The organism is Saccharomonospora sp. NPDC046836, from assembly GCF_040645195.1.
Taxonomy (GTDB): Bacteria; Actinomycetota; Actinomycetes; order Mycobacteriales; family Pseudonocardiaceae; genus Prauserella_A.
On the sequence record NZ_JBEYXW010000040.1, the window covers coordinates 22,352 to 40,347 of the forward strand.

Consider the following 17,996-nt stretch of genomic DNA (forward strand, 5'->3'; position numbering starts at 1 on the left):
TGGGAGTCATGACAGAAACCGTGGGGATTGGCGCCGAGGCCACCGGTAAGACAGCGAGGAAGCGCGCGTCTGGTGGGGGCGCTCGCAAGGGTCTTCGCGTGCAGCGCGTCTACACGACCGAGGGCGTGCATCCCTACGACGAGGTGACGTGGGAGAAGCGCGACGTCGTCATGACCAACTGGCGTGACGGCACGGTGAACTTCGAGCAGCGTGGTGTCGAGTTCCCCGACTTCTGGTCGGTCAACGCCACCAACATCGTCACCAGCAAGTACTTCCGTGGCGCGGTGGGCAGCCCGCAGCGGGAGAACAGCCTCAGGCAACTGATCGACCGTGTGGTCAAGGCCTATGTCAAGGCCGGCACGGAGCACGGCTACTTCACGTCGGGTACCGACGCCGAGATCTTCGAGCACGAGCTCACCTGGATGCTGCTGCACCAGGTGTTCAGCTTCAACTCCCCGGTCTGGTTCAACGTCGGGACGACCTCCAAGCAGCAGGTCTCCGCCTGCTTCATCCTCTCCGTCGACGACACGATGGAGTCGATCCTCGACTGGTACAAGGAAGAGGGCCGCATTTTCAAGGGCGGTTCCGGTGCGGGGCTGAACCTCTCGCGCATCCGGTCATCGAAGGAGCTGCTCTCGTCGGGCGGTACGGCCTCCGGCCCGGTCTCGTTCATGCGCGGTGCCGACGCCTCCGCGGGCACCATCAAGTCCGGTGGCGCCACCCGGCGGGCCGCGAAGATGGTCGTACTCGACGTCGATCACCCCGACGTCGAGGAGTTCATCGAGACCAAGGCCAAGGAAGAGCACAAGATCCGCGTGCTGCGTGACGCCGGCTTCGACATGGACCTCGGTGGCGCGGACATCGCGTCGGTGCAGTACCAGAACGCCAACAACTCGGTGCGCGTGTCCGACGAGTTCATGCATGCCGTCGAGTCCGGCGGCGAGTTCGGCCTCCGTGCGCGCATGACCGGTGAGGTCATCGAGAGCGTCGACGCCAAGTCGCTGTTCCGCAAGTTGGCGCAGGCGGCCTGGGAGTGCGCCGATCCCGGCATCCAGTACGACGACACGATCAACGACTGGCACACCTGCCCCGAGTCCGGCCGGATCACCGCGTCCAACCCGTGCTCGGAGTACATGCACCTGGACAACTCCAGCTGCAACCTCGCCTCGCTGAACCTGCTGAAGTTCCTGACCGGCGACGGAACGTTCGACGCGGAGCGGTTCGCCAAGGCCGTCGAGCTGGTCATCACGGCGATGGACATCTCGATCTGCTTCGCCGACTTCCCGACCGAGCCGATCGCGGACACCACCCGCAAGTTCCGTCAGCTCGGCATCGGCTACGCCAACCTCGGTGCGCTGCTCATGGCCACCGGGCACGCCTACGACTCGGACGGGGGACGTGCGCTCGCCGCGGCCATCACCTCGCTGATGACGGCTGTGTCGTACCGGCGTTCGGCGGAGCTGGCCGGCGTCGTCGGCCCGTACGAGGGTTATGCCCGCAACGCCGAGGTGCATCAGCGCGTCATGCGTAAGCACGCCGCCGCCAACGACACCATCCGCACCTACCACACCAACGACGCGAACGTGCGCTCGCTGGCGACCCGCGAGTGGCAGCGTGGTAACGAGATCGGCGCGGTCGACGGCTGGCGCAACGCGCAGGCCAGTGTGCTCGCCCCGACCGGCACCATCGGCTTCATGATGGACTGCGACACCACCGGTATCGAGCCGGACTTCTCGCTCGTGAAGTTCAAGAAGCTCGTCGGCGGCGGTTCGATGCAGATCGTCAACAACGCCGTGCCGCGAGCCCTGCACTCGCTCGGTTACCTGGGCGAGCAGATCGAGGCGATCGTCGACTACATCTCCCAGCACGGCCACGTGGTGGACGCACCCGGGCTGCGGCCGGAGCACTACGAGGTGTTCGACTGCGCCGTGGGCGAGCGTTCCATCGCGCCCATGGGCCACGTGCGGATGATGGCTGCCGTGCAGTCGTTCCTGTCCGGTGCGATCTCCAAGACCGTCAACATGCCCGAGACCGCCACCGTGGAAGAGGTCGAGGAGATCTACTTCCAGGGCTGGAAGCTCGGTCTGAAGGCGCTGGCCATCTACCGCGACAACTGCAAGGTCGGCCAGCCGCTGTCGACGGGCAAGAAGGAGAAGGCGGAGGAGAAGGCGGAGCCGGAGAAGGTCGTCGAGTACCGGCCGGTTCGCAAGCGGCTGCCGAAGAAGCGTCCGAGCCAGACGGTGTCGTTCACGGTCGGCGGCGCCGAGGGTTACCTGACCGCGGGCTCGTACCCCGACGACGGTCTCGGCGAGATCTTTGTGAAGCTCGGCAAGCAGGGCTCGACCCTCGCCGGTGTGATGGATGCCTTCTCGATGTCGATCTCGGTGGGCCTGCAGTACGGCATCCCGCTCGAGTTCTACGTCTCGAAGTTCGCCAACCTGCGCTTCGAGCCCGCCGGCATGACCGACGACCCGGACGTCCGGATGGCGACGAGCGTGCTGGACTACCTGTTCCGCAGGCTGGCGCTCGACTATCTGCCGTACGAGAAGCGCGTACAGCTCGGCATCTTCACAGCCGACGAGCGCTCGGCCCAGGTGGCGGCCGAGTACGGTGGCGGTGCGGCCGAGCCGGAGAGTGTCGATCTCGAGGCGCTGCGCAGCAGTGTGGAAGCCAGTAGCCCCAAGCGCATCGAACAGGATGCCAAGGCAGAGCCGGGGGATCGCTTCAAGGAAGCACACACCACCACCGAGCTGATGGAGTTGCACCTCGGCAAGGCGGCCGATGCGCCGCTGTGCATGACGTGCGGTACGAAGATGCGCCCGGCCGGCTCGTGCTACGCCTGCGAAGGCTGCGGAGCCACCTCGGGCTGCAGCTAGGTAACCACCAGCCAGAGCAGTACCTAGTGAGCGGGAGCCGGCACAAAGCCGGCTCCCGCTTCGCTTCCGCGCGAGTCGTCCGCCCAGGTGCGCGAGTCGCCCGGCGCGTCACGCCAGTTCCCCGGTCCGGCACCTGTGCCCGGTGCTCCCGAGCCGCGCCCCGCGCTCACGCCTCGCTGAACGCGCAACTGGCGGTCCTGAACGGGTAACTCGCCGTCCCGAACGGGCAACTCGCGCGCTGGTACGGGGGACTCGCCGTCCTGGGCGGGGGACTCGCGCACAGGAACGGGGGACTCGCGGAGTTGCGTCAGCTGCGCTTGCCCGGGTCGAGTCGTGCCCAGAGGAAGTCGAAGGCCAGCGCCCACTTGAACGCCAGCTGGGCGTTGTCGGCTGCCGCGCCGTGGCCGCCCTCGATGTTCTCGTAATAGTGCACGTCGTAGCCGTACTCGCGCATCCTGGCCACCATCTTGCGGGCGTGGGCGGGATGCACGCGATCGTCCCGTGTGGACGTCACGAACAGCGCCGGCGGGTACGGCCGTCCAGTGTGGACATTCTGGTACGGCGAGTACCTGGACAGGTAGGCCCAGTCGGCGGGATCGTCCGGATCGCCGTACTCGGCCATCCACGACGCGCCGGCGAGCAGCTGGTGGTACCGGCGCATGTCCAGCAGCGGTACCTGGCAGACGATCGCACCGAACAACTCGGGGTAGCGGGTGAGCATGACGCCCATCAGCAGGCCACCGTTACTACCGCCCTGAATACCCAGCTGCGCCGGCGTTGTGATGCCACGGTCGACCAGGTCGGCCGCCACAGCAGCGAAGTCCTCGTAGACCCGGTGCCGGTTGGCTTTGATCGCCTGGTTGTGCCAATCCGGGCCGTACTCACCACCGCCGCGAATGTTGGCCAGCACGTACGTGCCGCCACGCGTGAGCCAACCCCGGCCGATCATGCCGCTGTAGCCGGGCGTCTGGGACAGCTCGAAGCCGCCGTAGCCGGTGAGCAGCGTCGGCCCGGGCTCTGCCTGCGGTCCGCGCACCACGAAGTACGGGATCCGTGTCCCGTCGGCCGATGTGGCGAAGTGCTGCTCAGCCGACAGTCCCGCACTGTCGAAGAACGCCGGCGCCTGCTTGAGCGTCTCCAGCCGCCCGCCGACACTGCCGTACACGAGCGCCGATGGCTCGGTGAAGCCGGTGACGTCGAGCAGGAACTCGTCGCTGTGGTCGGGTTCGGTGTCGGTGAGCTGCACGGTACCCACGTCGGGAACGCCCGCGAGCGGTTCGTCGCGCCAACCGCCGTCTCCTGGCGTGAGCACACGCAGCCTCGTCTTCACGTCACTGAGGGTGCCCAACAACAGGTGCTGCCGCGTCCACGCGTAGTAGTCGAGCGAGGTGTGGGCGTCGGGCGCGAACAGCACGGTCAGCGCCCGATCACCCGCAAGGAAGTCGGAAAGCCGGGTGGCGAGTAGCGCGCCGGCAGGGTAGTCGCCCCACGGGGTACGTGTGCGGACGAGCAGCCATTCGCGATGCACTGACGCGTCGGCATCGTCCGGCACGTTCACGTGCACGAGCCCCTGGGACGTGCGCAGGTACAGCTCCGAGCGGTAGAAGTCGATGTTGCGCCGCACGAAGTCGCGTTCCCAGCCCTCGGTCGGGTCGTGGTAGCCGCGCACCGACACGTCGTCGGGCTTGCCCTCGAATACCAGCTCCGCCTCCGCCAGCGGTGTGCCACGCCGCCATGCCTTGACGAGCCGGGGGTAGCCGGAGGTCGTCAGCGACCCCGGGCCGAAGTCCGTGCCGACATAGATGCGGTCCTCGTCGATCCAGCTCACGGAGCTCTTGGCCTCGGGCAGCTGGAAGCCGTCCGGTACGAACGCGCGCTCGTTCAGGTCGAACTCCCGCACCACCGTCGCGTCCGCGCCACCGCGGGACAGCTCGATCAGCGCCCGCCGGAACCCGGGACGGAGGACGGTCGCGCCCTGCCACACCCAGTTCTCGGATTCGGCTTCGGCGAGGGCGTCCACGTCGATGAGGACCTGCCAGTCCGGGGCAGCGCTGCGGTAGCTCTCCAGCGTCGTGCGTCGCCACACGCCGCGCGGGTGAGCACTATCACGCCAGAAGTTGTACAAATACTCCCCGCGGCGGCGGACGTACGGTATGCGGTCGTCGGCGTCGAGCACTTCCCGCAATTCGGCACGCAGCTGTTCGAAACGGTGACCGCCGGTGAGATTCGCGGCCGTCTCGGCATTGTGAGCGTGCACCCAGTCGAGCGCACGCTCACCGGTGACGTCCTCTAGCCAGAGATACGGATCTTCGTCGGCGGGGGAGAAGGCCTCGGTCATGTAGACAAGTTTGACAGCCACGCCCCAGATCCCGTTTTATGACCCGCGGCTCTCACGCTCACCGAAAAGTAGGTGCACTGTGGACATAAAAAATAATGTCCGGCGAGCGAAGAAATCGCCGTTCGTGATTTTCGGCGTACTCGCGCTCGTGGTGGGCATCGTCGTCATCAACGGGTTCGCGGGCCGGGCCGCGAAACCTGTGGACGGCGTGGCGATGCCGCCGCCAGATGTCAAAGGTGACACAGGCGTCGAGCGCTCCGCGCCGCGAGGCAAAGCAACCCTCCCCGGTGCGAACTCGCTACTCGAATCGGATGTGCACCTGTCCGCCGTCACCTGCGAACTGCCCGAGCTCGGCAGCACCGAGCCGCAGCTGCGCGGTTTCTACACAGCCACGCTGACCTGCCTCGACGCCGCTTGGCAACCCGCTCTGGCCGGTGCCGGCTCCCGATTCGTCAAGGCCGGCCTCGAGGTGGCGTCGGAAGCGGCGAACGCGTGTGGTGAGATGCCGAGCGAGCAGGAGGCCACCGCGTTCTACTGCGAATCCGACGAGAGCATCTACATGCCCACCAAACGCCTGATCAACAACATGGGGCTGTACCGGCCCGCGCACCTGTCCGTGTTGGCACACGAGTACGGCCACCATGTGCAGAAGCTCACCGGCACGCTGGATGCCGGATCGGATCTCGAGCAGGGTTCGCCGGGCGAGCTGCAGGAGAGTCGGCGCGTCGAGCTGCAGGCGAACTGTTTCGCAGGGCTGTTCCTGGAGAAGGCCGCGGGCCGCGGGGCCATCAGCGCGGATGATGCGAAGGCCGCCGTCGACGACTTCCGCAACACCTACGGCAGCGACACCCACGGCACAATGGACAACCAGATTCGCTGGGCTCAGATCGGCTTCGGCGCGGATGGCCCCGCCGCGTGCAACACCTGGAACACGTCCGCACAGGATGTCGCCTGAATGCCGGTGTTTTCAGAATCACCGTATGACCACTAACCTTGTGTGAGACAGCTCACTGCCCGCGCGGGAGGGACGCCGATGCGCATTGCTGATCTGCTGCGGAACAAGGGGTCAATGGTGGCCACCATCTCTCCCGCGGACACCGTCACGGAACTACTCGCGCGGCTCGCGCAACACAACGTGGGCGCGCTCGTGGTGGTCGACGCGAGCGACGAGGTCGCCGGGATCGTGTCCGAACGCGACGTCGTCCGTCGCCTGCACGAGCACGGGGCCGGGCTGCTGGGCAGCCCGGTGTCCGACATCATGACCACGGTGGTGGCGACGTGTACCCCGCAGGACTCCGTTGACCAGCTGAGCGCCGTGATGACCCAGCGGCGGATCAGGCACGTGCCGGTGCTTGTCGATGGCAGGCTCAGCGGGATCGTCAGCATCGGCGATGTCGTGAAGTCCCGCATGGACGAGTTGCAACAGAACCAGCGGCAGCTGGAGGCCTACATCTCGGGTGGGCCGATTCACCCGGCATCCGGCTGACTGATCTGCCTGACTAGCTGTTCAGTGCGGGCGCGAGTGCGGCGATCCCCGCGGTGACGGCGGCGCGGCCGGGGCCGAACCCGGTGCCGGCGGGCTGGCGGGTCAGCAGGGAGATGATGTAGCGGCCGTCGGAGCCGACGATGCCCGTGGTGTTGAGCACGGTGCCGTTGTTGATCTCCATCCAGCCTTGCTTGACGGCCCAGTTCATCCCTGGCAGCGCCGCCGGGATGCCGAAGTACTGATCGAAGCCGTCCGTCGCGATCCGCGTCGCCCCGGACAGTGCATTGAGTACGAAGTCGCTCGCGGGCTGCGGCATCCGCTCGTCGAGGTACCGGTACACCGTGACCACGTCGCGTGGGCTCAGCCGGGTCATCTCCCACTGTCCCGGAATCGACGGCAGGCTCATGTCGGACAGCCTCATCAGTCTCGCCGCGCTGCGATCGATCTCCGTTCTGCCGTAGGCAGCCCACAGTGCCGACGCGACGCTGTCGGAGCTGCCCGACAGCATGACGGCGAGCTCGTCTCGCGCGGCCCCGGACGGGACCTGCCAGCCCGCCTCGCGCAGCACCTCGGTCGCGATGAGGAGCTTCACTACGGAGGCGGTGTAGAACTGCTGGTCGTCGTTGAGGCTGGCGAGCATCGAGCCGCTGATCCGGTCGTAGACCGCGAGGCCGATCTGCGTTCCGGGCACCACACGATTGACAGCGGTGGACACAGCGTTGGCCAGCGCGGCCTGCTCGCGTGGTGAGGCGGAAGCCGGCGATGGTGACAGGGTCGCGGGTTCATCGGGAGTTGTGGTGCTGCCAGGCGTCTCGGCGGCAGCGAGCGTCTCGTTGTCGGGTGTCCGCGTCACCGACACCGTGATCACCGTCGCGATCAGTCCGGCGACCATGAGGCCCAGGAAGATCGCTCGGGGTTTCACGATCCAATCAAATCACCCGATCGGGTCCCCGAGGTCAACTCTGGGTAACATCGCGAATGAATGGTCAGGTAGCCGTGGTGGCCCGTTGTGATGATGCGCCTTTCGTCGGGATGTCTTCCGGTTTCCTTGACACCGATTACACGATGCCGGAAAGGTCGAACCACTCCTCGCCAGCCGACCGACTGGGAGCACCGTGCGATCCACGCGCCTGTCCATCTTGCTCAGTACCGTCGTTCTCGGGGTGACGCTCGCGCCGGCCCTGGCGCATGCCGAGCCGCCACCGGCCCCGGTCTTCATCGACGGGCAGGCGCAGCCGGTGTTCGACCCGGCTGACGTCGTGCGCGAGAACCTGTGGGTACGCGCGCCCGTGGACAGCGACAACGACGGCGTCGACGACGAGGTCCACATCGAGGTGGTCCGGCCGCGCGCCACCGAGCAGGGACTACGCGTGCCGGTGGTGTATCAAGCCAGCCCGTACTACGCCGGCGGCAACGACATCACCAACCACAATGTCGACGTCGAGTTGTACGTCCCGGACAGCCGGGGCAAGCCGCGCGCGCAAATGTCTTCACGCTACGAGCAGTACTTCGTCTCGCGGGGCTTCGCGTTCGTCTACGCGGAGTCGCTCGGCTCGGGCGCCTCGACGGGCTGCCCGACGACCGGCGGCGAGAACGAGACCATCGGAGCCCGCGCGGTAGTCGACTGGCTGAACGGCAGGACGACTGCACGCGACGCCGCCGGTGCGCCGCTGACGGCCGACTGGACTACCGGGCGGACCGGGATGATCGGTGTCTCTTACAACGGGACCCTGCCCAACGCGGTCGCGAGCACCGGCGTCGAAGGCCTGGAAACGATCGTGCCGATCGCAGCGATCTCGGACTGGTACGACTACTACCGCGAAGACGGCGCCGTGGTGGCTCCTGGTGGTTACCAGGGAGAGGACGCGGACGTCCTCGCCGAGTACGTGTACACGCGTGCGGACAGGCAGATCTGTAAACCGGTGATCGAGAAGATCGCCGCCGAACAGGACCGCGTTACCGGCGACCGCAACGCCTTCTGGGACGAGCGGAACTACCTCGGCGACGCCCACCGGGTACAGGCTTCAGTCCTTGCCGTGCACGGCCTTCAGGACTGGAACGTCACCACCAGCCAGGTCGTCAAGTGGTACGAGGCACTTGCCGAGCACGGCGTCGAGCGCAAGATCTGGTTGCACCAGTCGGGGCACACCGATCCGGTCCGGCTGCGCGAGCAGGAATGGCTGCGCACGCTGAACCGCTGGTTCTCGCACTACCTCTACGGCATCGAGAACGGGATCGACCAGGAACCGAGGGCCACGATCCAGCGGGAGGACCTGTCCTGGGCCGACGAGGCGGACTGGCCGGCGCCGGGGACGAAGGACGCCACGGTGTCCCTTCGGCAGGGCGGCCCGGCCCGCGGCGTGCTCGCCGTTGGTCATCCGCTGCGCGGGAAACCCAGGGTGGAGCGGCTGACCGACGACCCGACGAAGACGGTGGAGGAACTCGTCGATCTGGCGGCATCCGGCCATCGGCTCGCCTACGCGACTTCGCCTGCCCGCACAGCTGTGCGGTTGAGCGGGACGCCGGTCGTCGACCTGACGATCTCCTTCGACCGGCCCGCCGCCAACATCACCGGCGTGCTCGTGGACCGCGCTCCGGACGGTACGTCGCACGTGATCACCCGCGGCTGGACCGATCCGCAGAACCGTCGCGATCCCGGACGTACCATGCCGATCCGGCCCGGTGTGCCGTACCGCGTGTCGTTCGAGCTGCAGCCACAGGACTACGTTCTCGATGAAGGGCACACGCTCGAGTTCGTGTTGCTGTCCAGCGACCACGACTTCACGTTGCGGCCGAAACCCGGTGCGGGGCTTGCGATCGACCTCACGAAGACATCGGTGATCCTGCCGGTGGTCGGTGGGCAGGGCAGCCTTCGCGCCGCGTTCTGACCGGCCTCAATGGACACACGCGGGGCGGGGAGCATAGCCCACCCCACCGACACAACCGAACGCCTCCGGCTCCACCATGCCGAGTTGTTCAACTCCGCCCCGCCTGTCCACAGATTCCCGCCACCCTCGCCATTCCCCGCCACCCCACCGCATCGTGGATCCATGACCACCTCACCCACGACAGGCGCCACCACGGTCGACCTGCGCGCACCAGGGCAGTTGCTCGCCGCGACGCCGCACTTGCTCGGCTTCCATCCCTCTGATTCCGTTCTCGTGATCACCCATACCGGCCAGGCCGGCAACCAGATCGGCCACCTGCTACGGGCAGACCTGCCTGCGCCTGGCGACGAGTTCGATCTGGCGCTGCTGATGCGCATGCCGGTGGCCGCTCAGGAACCGTCCGGTGTGACGCTCGCGGTCGTCGGCGGTGCCGGTGCGCAGGCGACTGGGCCCCCGCACCGCGAGCTGATGGACGCCATGGCGGACGTCCTTGCCGAGGTCGACATCCCCGTGCTGCATTCGTTGTGGACACCGGAGATCTGTTCCGGTGCGCGATGGCAGTGTTACGACGATTCCAGCTGCACCGGCCGGCTACCCGATCCACGATCGTCGGTGCTGGCGGCGATGACCGCACATGCCGGCCTGATCACCTACAGCAGCCGTGATGCGATGGAACGGGTACTGGCGCCTGCCGATGAAGCTGCGCTGGTCCGCCGGGTGGCGCTGCTGGACCTCGCTGCCGACAACACCGCCGGCGAGCCACCCGCCTCCGCCTGCGAGTTGGAGCAGGCCTATGCGGTGGTGAGCGCCGCGCTGGTCCGCGCCGATGGCGGAGATCTCGCTTTCACCGACCGGGAAGTCGTCGACCTCGCGCTGGCGCTGGTGTCCGCGGAGGTCAGGGACGCCTGCCTGGCGACCGCCCTCCCGCCGGGTAGCAGGAGAGCGCAGGCGGCCGAGCGGTTGTGGCTCGCCCTCGTGCGGGCCACGCCAGCGCCGGAACGCGCGCAGGTGGCGAGCCTGCTGGCCTATTCCGCCTATGTCCGGGGAGAAGGCCCGCTTGCCGGCATGGCTGTCGCCAACGCGCTCGAGGCAGACCCTGGCCATGTGCTGGCGGGGTTGCTGTCCCAGGCTCTACACCACTCGATGCCGCCGCAGAAACTCGCCAAGCTGGCGCGTTCATGCGATGCCACGGCGCTGTGGGCACCGCCGCCGCAGGATCTGGATCCGCCGCCTATGCCGGATTCGCGTCCTTGCGATCCTGGGTGAACTGCCAGGCGTCCGCGACAATGCCGACGAGATCCGTGCGCTCGGGCTTCCAGCCGAGTGCGGTCCGGGCCCGCTCGCTGGATGCCACCAGCACCGCAGGGTCGCCCGCACGACGTGGCGCGACGACAGCCGGGATCGGGTGACCGGTCGCCTCGCGGCATGCCTCGATCACCTGGCGCACGGAGAATCCGGTTCCGTTGCCGAGGTTGTAGATGTCGTGCTCGCCAGAACGGGCGTGCTCCAGGGCGAGTAGGTGCGCGTCGGCGAGATCGGTGACGTGGATGTAGTCGCGTACGGCGGTGCCGTCGTCGGTGGGGTAGTCGTCGCCGAAGATCTGTACCTGCGCGCGGTCTCCCGTCGCTACCTGGAGCACGAGCGGGATCAGATGGGTCTCGGTGGTGTGCCGCTCGCCGTAGCGGCCGTATGCCCCCGCGACGTTGAAGTAACGCAGGCTCACGGCGGCCAGCCCGTGTGCGCGCGCGTAGCTGGTGATGGCGTGGTCGATCGCGAGCTTGGTCGCGCCGTAGGTGTTGGTGGGCCGGGTGGGCGCCGTCTCCGTGATCGGGGAGGTCTCCGGCTCGCCGTAGGTGGCCGCGGTGGAGGAGAACACCAGACGCGGTGTGCCATGTGTGCGCATCGCATCGAGCAGCCGGAGGGAGGTGACAACGTTGCCGTGCCAGTAAAGACCGGGATCGTGCATCGATTCGCCCACGAGTGATTTCGCGGCGAAATGCAGGACGCCGTCGAAGCCTTGTCCCAGCAGTGTCCCGGCGACCTCGGCCGCGTCGCCCTCGACGAAGCGGGCGCCTTCGGGCACCGCGTCGGCGTGGCCGGTGGACAGGTCGTCAACGACGGTGACCTCGTGGCCTGCCTCGATCAACCGTGCCGTGCACACACTGCCGACGTAGCCGGCGCCGCCCGTGACGACCAGTTTCATGCGGGATGGGGCCGTGTCGGTGGGCATTTGCTCAGGGCCTTCCTTCCGTTCCGGTTTGCACCGGCCAGTGTGCACCAAGGTGGCTGTCGGGCTCGGTCAAGGCCGATCTTGGCCGGCACCGGGCGAGGGAATGGCGACGAACAATCGTGGCGCGCGGAAGCCGGCGTCCTCGAACGCCGCCATGATCGCGGCCTCGACGGCCTGCTGGTCCGACTTGTGTACCAACGCGATCGCCGAGCCGCCGAAACCGCCACCCGTCATCCGTGCGCCGAGCGCACCGGCGGCGCGGGCGGTGTCGACGGCGAGGTCCAGCTCAGGGCAGGAGATCCGGTAGTCGTCGCGCATGCTGACGTGTGAGGCGTCCAGCAGCGGTCCGATGTCAGCGACCTGCCCGCCACGCAGGAGGTTGACGACGTCGACGACACGGGCGTTCTCGGTGACAACGTGCCGTACCAGTGGCGCGAGTTCGCCAGGCAGGGCGTCGAGGGTGCTCGGCAGATCGCCTAGCGTGATGTCGCGCAGGGCCTCGACGCCAAGTAGCGCGGCGGCCTGCTCAGTGCCACGCCTGCGATCGCCATACCCGGACTCGCTGTGCGCGTGCTTGACCCTGGTGTCGACGACGAGGACCTGCAGGCCTTCGGCCTCCGCGTCGAACGGCACCTGCTCGGTCTCGCCCGACCGCACGTCGAGGAACAACACGTGCCCCGCAACGCAGCACAGGGAGGCCATCTGGTCGAGTACCCCGGTCGGGACGCCGACGAACTCGTTTTCGGCGCGCTGCGCCCACCGTGCTATCTCGACCCGGCGGGCGTGGTCGGGCTCCGGCTGGCCGGCAAGGCCCAGCAGGGCCAGCGCCGTCGCGCATTCGAGTGCGGCAGATGAGGACAAGCCCGCGCCAGTGGGAACGTCGCCGGCGATGAGGAGATCGGCGCCGTGGTCGACGCCGTGTTCACGGAGCACCCAGGCGACACCGGCGGGGTAGGCCGCCCAGCTGTCCGGCTCACCGGGACGCAGGTGCGGGATCTCGACGTCGGCGGCCTGCTGGAGCCGGCCGTCCGAGCCGACCGTCGCCATCGTCAGCACCTTGTCGTCGCGAGGGGACGCCGCGACGGCCAGACGATGGGGCAGCGCGAACGGCAGCACGTAACCGTCGTTGTAGTCGGTGTGTTCGCCGATGAGGTTGACTCGCCCGGGCGCCGACCACACCCCGCGCGGCAACCGCCCGTGCAGCGAGCGAAAGGCGCCCGCCGCAGCGTCGGCGGACGTCACCTCGCCTGTGCCAGCACGGCGTGCAGCACCGCGGCGGGAACGGGTCCGGAGCGCGTGTCGTCGGAGACCTCGACGGTCGAGCCGCCGCCGTTGATACGGCCGACGTGCACCGTGTTGCCCGGCACGATGCCGACCGACTTCAGTTCGGTCATCAGCGCCTCGTCCAGCTGCACGTGCTCGGCGATACGGCGGATCTCGACCTTGCCGCCGCCGCGGCGGGCCACCTCGTCCAACCGGACCAGATCGGACTCGGCCGGGGGAGCGGGTTCACCCTCACCGAGCTTGTCCAAGCCCGGGATGGGGTTCCCGTACGGCGAGGTCGTGGGATGGTCGAGCAGCTTGACGAGCTTGCGCTCCACCGCTTCGCTCATCACGTGCTCCCAGCGGCACGCCTCGTTGTGGACGTGCTCCCACTCCAGGCCGATGACGTCGACCAGGAGCCGCTCGGCGAGGCGGTGCTTGCGCATCACAGCGATGGCGAGCTCGCGCCCGTGGTCGGTCAGCTGCAGGTGCCGGTCGTCGGCAACCACCACCAGACCGTCCCGCTCCATCCGCGCCACCGTCTGGCTCACGGTCGGGCCGCTCTGCTGCAGCCGCTCCGCAATGCGGGCGCGCAGCGGGACGACACCTTCCTCCTCGAGCTCGAAGATGGTGCGTAAGTACATCTCGGTGGTGTCGATGAGGTCGTTCACGCCTGTCCCCTTTGTTCGCCTTCCTCATCGTAGTCGTTGGGCACGACGGTGACGGCAGGCGATCAGGTAACTGCTACTGCCCGGGAACAGGTGCTCACGACCGCCGTACTGACGGTCCCGCGCGGGCCGGTCGTCGTACTGGTCAGCCGATCCGGCACGACCGCCTGTCACCCGTGGTGAACCCGGCTAGGCTCGCCCCATGTCGCCCTCCGCCGTTGTCTGGGACTCTGCCTTGCTCGGCTACGACCTCGGTGGTGACCATCCGTTCAATCCGGTCCGGTTGCGTCTCACCATCGAGCTCGCGACCGCGCTCGGTGTGCTGGAGGACGTGCCGCTGCTGGTGCCGGAACCCGCAACCGAGGCCGAACTGTACCGAGCACACGCCGCGGACTATCTCGAAGCCGTCAAACAGGCGCCGATGGTGGGCTGGGACGTCGGGCACGGGCTCGGCACTCCGGACAACCCGGTTTTCACCGACATGCACCAGGCGGCGTCGCTTGTGGTGGGCTCCACCATGCTGGGGGCGCGGTGCATCGCCGAAGGAAAGGCACGGCGCGCGGTGAACATCGCTGGCGGGCTGCACCACGCGATGCGGGACCACGCGTCGGGCTTCTGCGTCTACAACGACCTGTCGGTCGCCATCTCCTGGTTGCTGGACAACGGCTTCGACCGCATTGCCTACATCGACACCGACGTGCACCACGGAGACGGCGTGCAGGCTGCCTTCTACGGCGACCCGCGGGTGCTCACGATCTCGTTGCACCAGCACCCGTTCACGCTGTTCCCCGGCACCGGGTACTCGGATGAGATCGGCGTGGACGGTGCCGAGGGGACGGCGGTCAACGTCCCGTTGCCCCCGCGTACCAAGGATGCCGGCTGGTTGCGGGCCTTCGACGCGATCGTGCCCTCCGTGCTTTCCTCCTTCCGGCCGCAGATCCTGGTCAGCCAGTGCGGGGTCGACTCGCATGAGGAGGACCCGCTCGCGGACCTTTCCCTCACGGTGGACGGGCATCGCACGATCTACCGCACGCTCCGCGAGCTGGCCGACACCCATGCCGAAGGCAGGTGGCTTGCTGTCGGTGGCGGCGGGTACCAGCTGATCCGGGTCGTCCCGCGGTCGTGGACGCATCTGATCGCGACCGTGCTGGACCGCGACGTCGCGCCGGAGACGCCCTTGCCCGGCTCGTGGACGGACACCGTGCGCGCGTTGGCGCCGTATGCCGAGCTGCCGCTGCGCATGTCCGACGGCGGCGACACCGGGTTCTCCTCGTGGGGCGACGGGCTCGATGACGCCGTGGACGCCGCGATCCGCGACACCCGCCGCGCCGTCTTTCCGTTGCATGGGCTGGATCCCGACGACCCGAGGGACTGATCGAGCATGACGAGCGGCACCACCGGGACGGCTCACGACCCCTTCGACTACCCGCGCCAGTGGGAGGCCGATGTGGTGCTGGCCGATGGCGGGACCGTGCACCTGCGCCCAGTCGTGCCCACCGACGCGGATGGTCTTGTCGCCCTGCACGGCAGGCTGTCCGAGCGCACCCGGTACCTTCGCTACTTCGGCGCGTACCCGCGTATCCCGCCGCGCGATCTGGTGCGTTTCTCCACAGTCGACCACCACGATCGGGTGGCTTTCGTGGCGCTGCTCGGTGACGACATTGTCGCCGTCGGCAGGTACGAGCGCGTCGATGCCGAATCCGCCGAGGTCGCCTTCGTCGTCGACGATGCGCACCAGGGCCGCGGCCTCGGTTCCATCCTGCTCGAGCACCTGGCGGCGGCCGCCTCGGAGCGCGGGCTGCGCCGTTTCGTCGCCGAGGTCCTCGGCGAGAACTCCGCGATGATCCGGGTGTTCCGCGACGCCGGCTACCAGATGAGCCGCGCATTCGAGGAAGGCGTGGTGCACCTGGAGTTCGACATCGACCCCACCGAGGAGTCGCTTGCCGTCGCGCGGGCGCGCGAGCAGGCCGCCGAGGCGCGCAGCGTGCACAACCTGCTGCACCCTCGGTCGGTGGCCGTCATCGGTGCCTCGGCCGACTCCACCAAGATCGGCTACGCGGTGCTGACCAACCTCCTCGCTGCCGACTTCGCCGGCACGGTCTACCCGGTGAACTCCGAGCGCACGTCGGTCCGGGGCGTGCGTGCCTACAAGTCGGTGCTGGAGATCCCCGATCCGGTGGATCTCGCTGTCGTAGCTGTGCCGGCCGGCCAGGTCGAGTCCGTGTTGGACGGTGCGCTTGCCAAGGGCGTCAAGACATTGGTCATCGTCTCCGCGGGATTCGGCGAGGCGGGGCCGCACGGTCAGCATGCCGAGCTGCGGCTCGTGGGCGAGGCGCGAGCGCATGGCATGCGGGTGGTGGGACCGAACGCGCTCGGCGTGCTCAACACCGATCCCCGGGTACGGCTGAACGCCACACTGGCGCCGCGGCTGCCGCGGCGAGGCAGGACGGGTTTCTTCTGTCAGTCGGGCGCGCTCGGTATCGCGATCCTCGCCGACGCGGAGGCGCGCGGACTCGGCCTTTCCACTTTCGTGTCGGCCGGGAACCGCGCCGATGTGTCCGGTAACGACCTGCTGCAGTACTGGGAGACCGATCCGCAGACCGATCTGGTCTTGTTGTATCTGGAATCGTTCGGCAACCCGCGCAAGTTCGCGCGGCTTGCCCGCAGACTCGCGCGCAGCAAGCCGATTGTCGCCGTGAAGTCGGGGCGGCATGCGGTGCGCCCGCAGCTGGCCGCGACGTCGACCGACATCGACGAGTCCAGCGTGCAGGCGCTGTTCGAGCAGGCCGGTGTCGTGCGGGTGGAGTCGCTGGCGCAGCTGTTCGACACCGCGCTCGTCTTCGCGCACCAACCGTTGCCCGCGGGGGCCCGGATCGGGATCGTCGGCAACTCCAGCGCGATCGGTCTGCTCGCCGCCGATACGGCGCGAGCGCAGGGGTTGCGGCTGGGCGTCGACCCCGTCGACGTCGGCCCGCAGGCATCGCCGCAGGCCTTCGCGGCGGCGGTGGGCGAGGCGCTGGACTCGTCCGAAGTGGACGCTCTCGTGGTCGTGTTCGTGCCACCCGTCGCGATCCCGGGGACCGCGTATGCGCGGGCGTTGCGGGAGACAGTGGTGGCGCGCAAGGCGCAGCCCGAGAAACCGATTGTGTCGACGTTCCTCGCAGCCGAGGGCGTACCGGCGGAGCTCGCCGTGCTCGGTGCGGACGGCGCGCCGTCCTTCGGGTCGATCCCGAGCTACCCCAGCCCGGAGCGCGCGGTGAACGCACTTGCGCGGGTGGTGCGCTACGCCGCGTGGCGGCAACGGCCGCAGGGCGCGATTGTGCGTCCCTCCGGCGTGCATCCCGAGCAGGCGCAGGGCACCGTGCGCGAGCTGCTGACCCAGGGGCACAATCACGCGCTCGGTGACGACGATGTGGTCCGGCTGCTGGCCTGCTACGGAATCACCGTGGTGCCCTTCCATCTGGTGTCCAATATGGACGATGCCGTTGCGGCGGCCGCGGAGCTCGGCTACCCGGTGACGCTCAAGGCGTTCGACGACCGGTTGCGCGGCAGGCCGGACTTCGCCGGGGTACGGCTCGACCTCACCTCGCCGGACTCGGTGCGGGTCAGCTACCGGGACCTGCGAGAGGTCTCCGGCGCCGACGAGGTCTACGTGCAGCGCATGGCACCGAAGGGACTGTCGTGCATGATCGGGCTGCGGGACGACCCGTCGTTCGGCACGCTGGTGTCCTTCGGCCTGTCCGGTGTGGTGAGTGCGTTGCTGGGCGACCAGGCGTTTCGTGCGGTGCCGCTGACCGATGTCGACGCCGCGACGCTGATCCGGGAACCCAAGGCGGCGCCGCTGCTCACCGGTTACCGGGGTGATGAGCCCGCCGATCTGGCAGCGCTGCAGGATCTGGTGTTGCGGGTGGCGACGCTCGCCGAGGACATCCCCGAGGTCCGCTCGCTGGTCCTCGACCCGATTCTCGCCTCGCCGGAAGGTGCTTTCGTCACCAACGCCCGCATCGTTCTTGGCCCGCCGCCGTCGCGCCCCGACTCGGGCCCACGGCGCCTCCGCCCGATCACAGCCCCCACCGACCCGAGCGCCACCCAGCAGACCTAGAGGTCGTTCCAACGCGCGAGTCCCCCGCTCCGGTCGGCGAGTCCCCCGCTCCGGTCGGCGAGTCCCCCGCTCCGGCGCGCGAGTCGCCCCGTCCGGCGCGTGAGTGGCCCGGTCCGGCGCGTGAGTTGCCCGCTCCGGCGCCCGA

12 protein-coding genes are annotated in these 17,996 nt (G+C 68.3%); 7 read left to right on the forward strand and 5 right to left on the reverse strand.

Annotation, left to right across the window (positions count from 1 at the left end):
• The first annotated feature begins 8 nt into the window (after window positions 1–8).
• Entirely contained in the window at window positions 9–2,876 is a 2,868-nt protein-coding gene (locus ABZ863_RS30210; protein WP_358542552.1) for a vitamin B12-dependent ribonucleotide reductase, read from the forward strand.
• A gap of 307 nt (window positions 2,877–3,183) precedes the next feature.
• Here the strand turns inward: ABZ863_RS30210 and ABZ863_RS30215 are convergent, their stop codons facing one another.
• Window positions 3,184–5,214 (reverse strand): prolyl oligopeptidase family serine peptidase, encoded by a 2,031-nt coding sequence (locus ABZ863_RS30215; protein WP_358542555.1) that lies wholly within the window; start codon window positions 5,212–5,214, stop codon window positions 3,184–3,186.
• A 10-nt stretch (window positions 5,215–5,224) separates the two neighbouring features.
• On the opposite strand from ABZ863_RS30215, the gene ABZ863_RS30220 reads away from it, so the two are divergent.
• Together ABZ863_RS30220 and ABZ863_RS30225 are read left to right on the forward strand one after the other, a co-directional pair.
• Entirely contained in the window at window positions 5,225–6,169 is a 945-nt protein-coding gene (locus ABZ863_RS30220; RefSeq protein WP_358542558.1) for a neutral zinc metallopeptidase, read from the forward strand.
• 78 nt (window positions 6,170–6,247) lie between these two features.
• On the forward strand, window positions 6,248–6,700 hold the full coding sequence (locus ABZ863_RS30225; RefSeq protein ID WP_358542561.1) for a CBS domain-containing protein: 453 nt from the start codon (window positions 6,248–6,250) through the stop codon (window positions 6,698–6,700).
• Window positions 6,701–6,713: 13 nt separating this feature from the next.
• Here ABZ863_RS30225 and ABZ863_RS30230 read toward each other — a convergent pair whose 3' ends face one another.
• On the reverse strand, window positions 6,714–7,622 hold the full coding sequence (locus tag ABZ863_RS30230; RefSeq protein ID WP_358542564.1) for a hypothetical protein: 909 nt from the start codon (window positions 7,620–7,622) through the stop codon (window positions 6,714–6,716).
• Between the two features lie 193 nt (window positions 7,623–7,815).
• Between ABZ863_RS30230 and ABZ863_RS30235 the strand changes: the two genes are divergently transcribed.
• Together ABZ863_RS30235 and ABZ863_RS30240 are read left to right on the forward strand one after the other, a co-directional pair.
• On the forward strand, window positions 7,816–9,588 hold the full coding sequence (locus tag ABZ863_RS30235) for a Xaa-Pro dipeptidyl-peptidase (protein WP_358542567.1): 1,773 nt from the start codon (window positions 7,816–7,818) through the stop codon (window positions 9,586–9,588).
• A 162-nt stretch (window positions 9,589–9,750) separates the two neighbouring features.
• Window positions 9,751–10,854 (forward strand): DUF4192 domain-containing protein, encoded by a 1,104-nt coding sequence (locus ABZ863_RS30240; protein ID WP_358542570.1) that lies wholly within the window; start codon window positions 9,751–9,753, stop codon window positions 10,852–10,854.
• On the opposite strand, the gene galE is transcribed toward ABZ863_RS30240, so the two are convergent.
• From galE to ABZ863_RS30255, 3 genes are all read right to left on the reverse strand, one after another.
• The gene (galE, locus tag ABZ863_RS30245; RefSeq protein WP_358542573.1) at window positions 10,820–11,818 is read right to left on the reverse strand and encodes a UDP-glucose 4-epimerase GalE; all 999 of its coding nucleotides are present in this window, start codon (window positions 11,816–11,818) and stop codon (window positions 10,820–10,822) included. The genes ABZ863_RS30240 and galE overlap by 35 nt on opposite strands.
• A gap of 69 nt (window positions 11,819–11,887) precedes the next feature.
• Complete coding sequence (galK, locus tag ABZ863_RS30250) at window positions 11,888–13,060, reverse strand: galactokinase (protein WP_358542576.1); 1,173 nt, start codon at window positions 13,058–13,060, stop codon at window positions 11,888–11,890.
• Window positions 13,057–13,752 (reverse strand): metal-dependent transcriptional regulator, encoded by a 696-nt coding sequence (locus tag ABZ863_RS30255; RefSeq protein WP_358542579.1) that lies wholly within the window; start codon window positions 13,750–13,752, stop codon window positions 13,057–13,059. Before ABZ863_RS30255 ends, galK begins: the two co-directional genes overlap by 4 nt.
• Window positions 13,753–13,951: 199 nt before the next feature.
• On the opposite strand from ABZ863_RS30255, the gene ABZ863_RS30260 reads away from it, so the two are divergent.
• Window positions 13,952–15,124 carry an acetoin utilization protein AcuC gene (locus tag ABZ863_RS30260; protein WP_358542581.1) on the forward strand — a complete coding sequence of 391 codons (1,173 nt, stop codon included), beginning with the start codon at window positions 13,952–13,954 and terminating at the stop codon, window positions 15,122–15,124.
• Between the two features lie 6 nt (window positions 15,125–15,130).
• On the forward strand, window positions 15,131–17,851 hold the full coding sequence (locus ABZ863_RS30265) for a GNAT family N-acetyltransferase (protein WP_358542584.1): 2,721 nt from the start codon (window positions 15,131–15,133) through the stop codon (window positions 17,849–17,851).
• Window positions 17,852–17,996 lie beyond the last annotated feature (145 nt).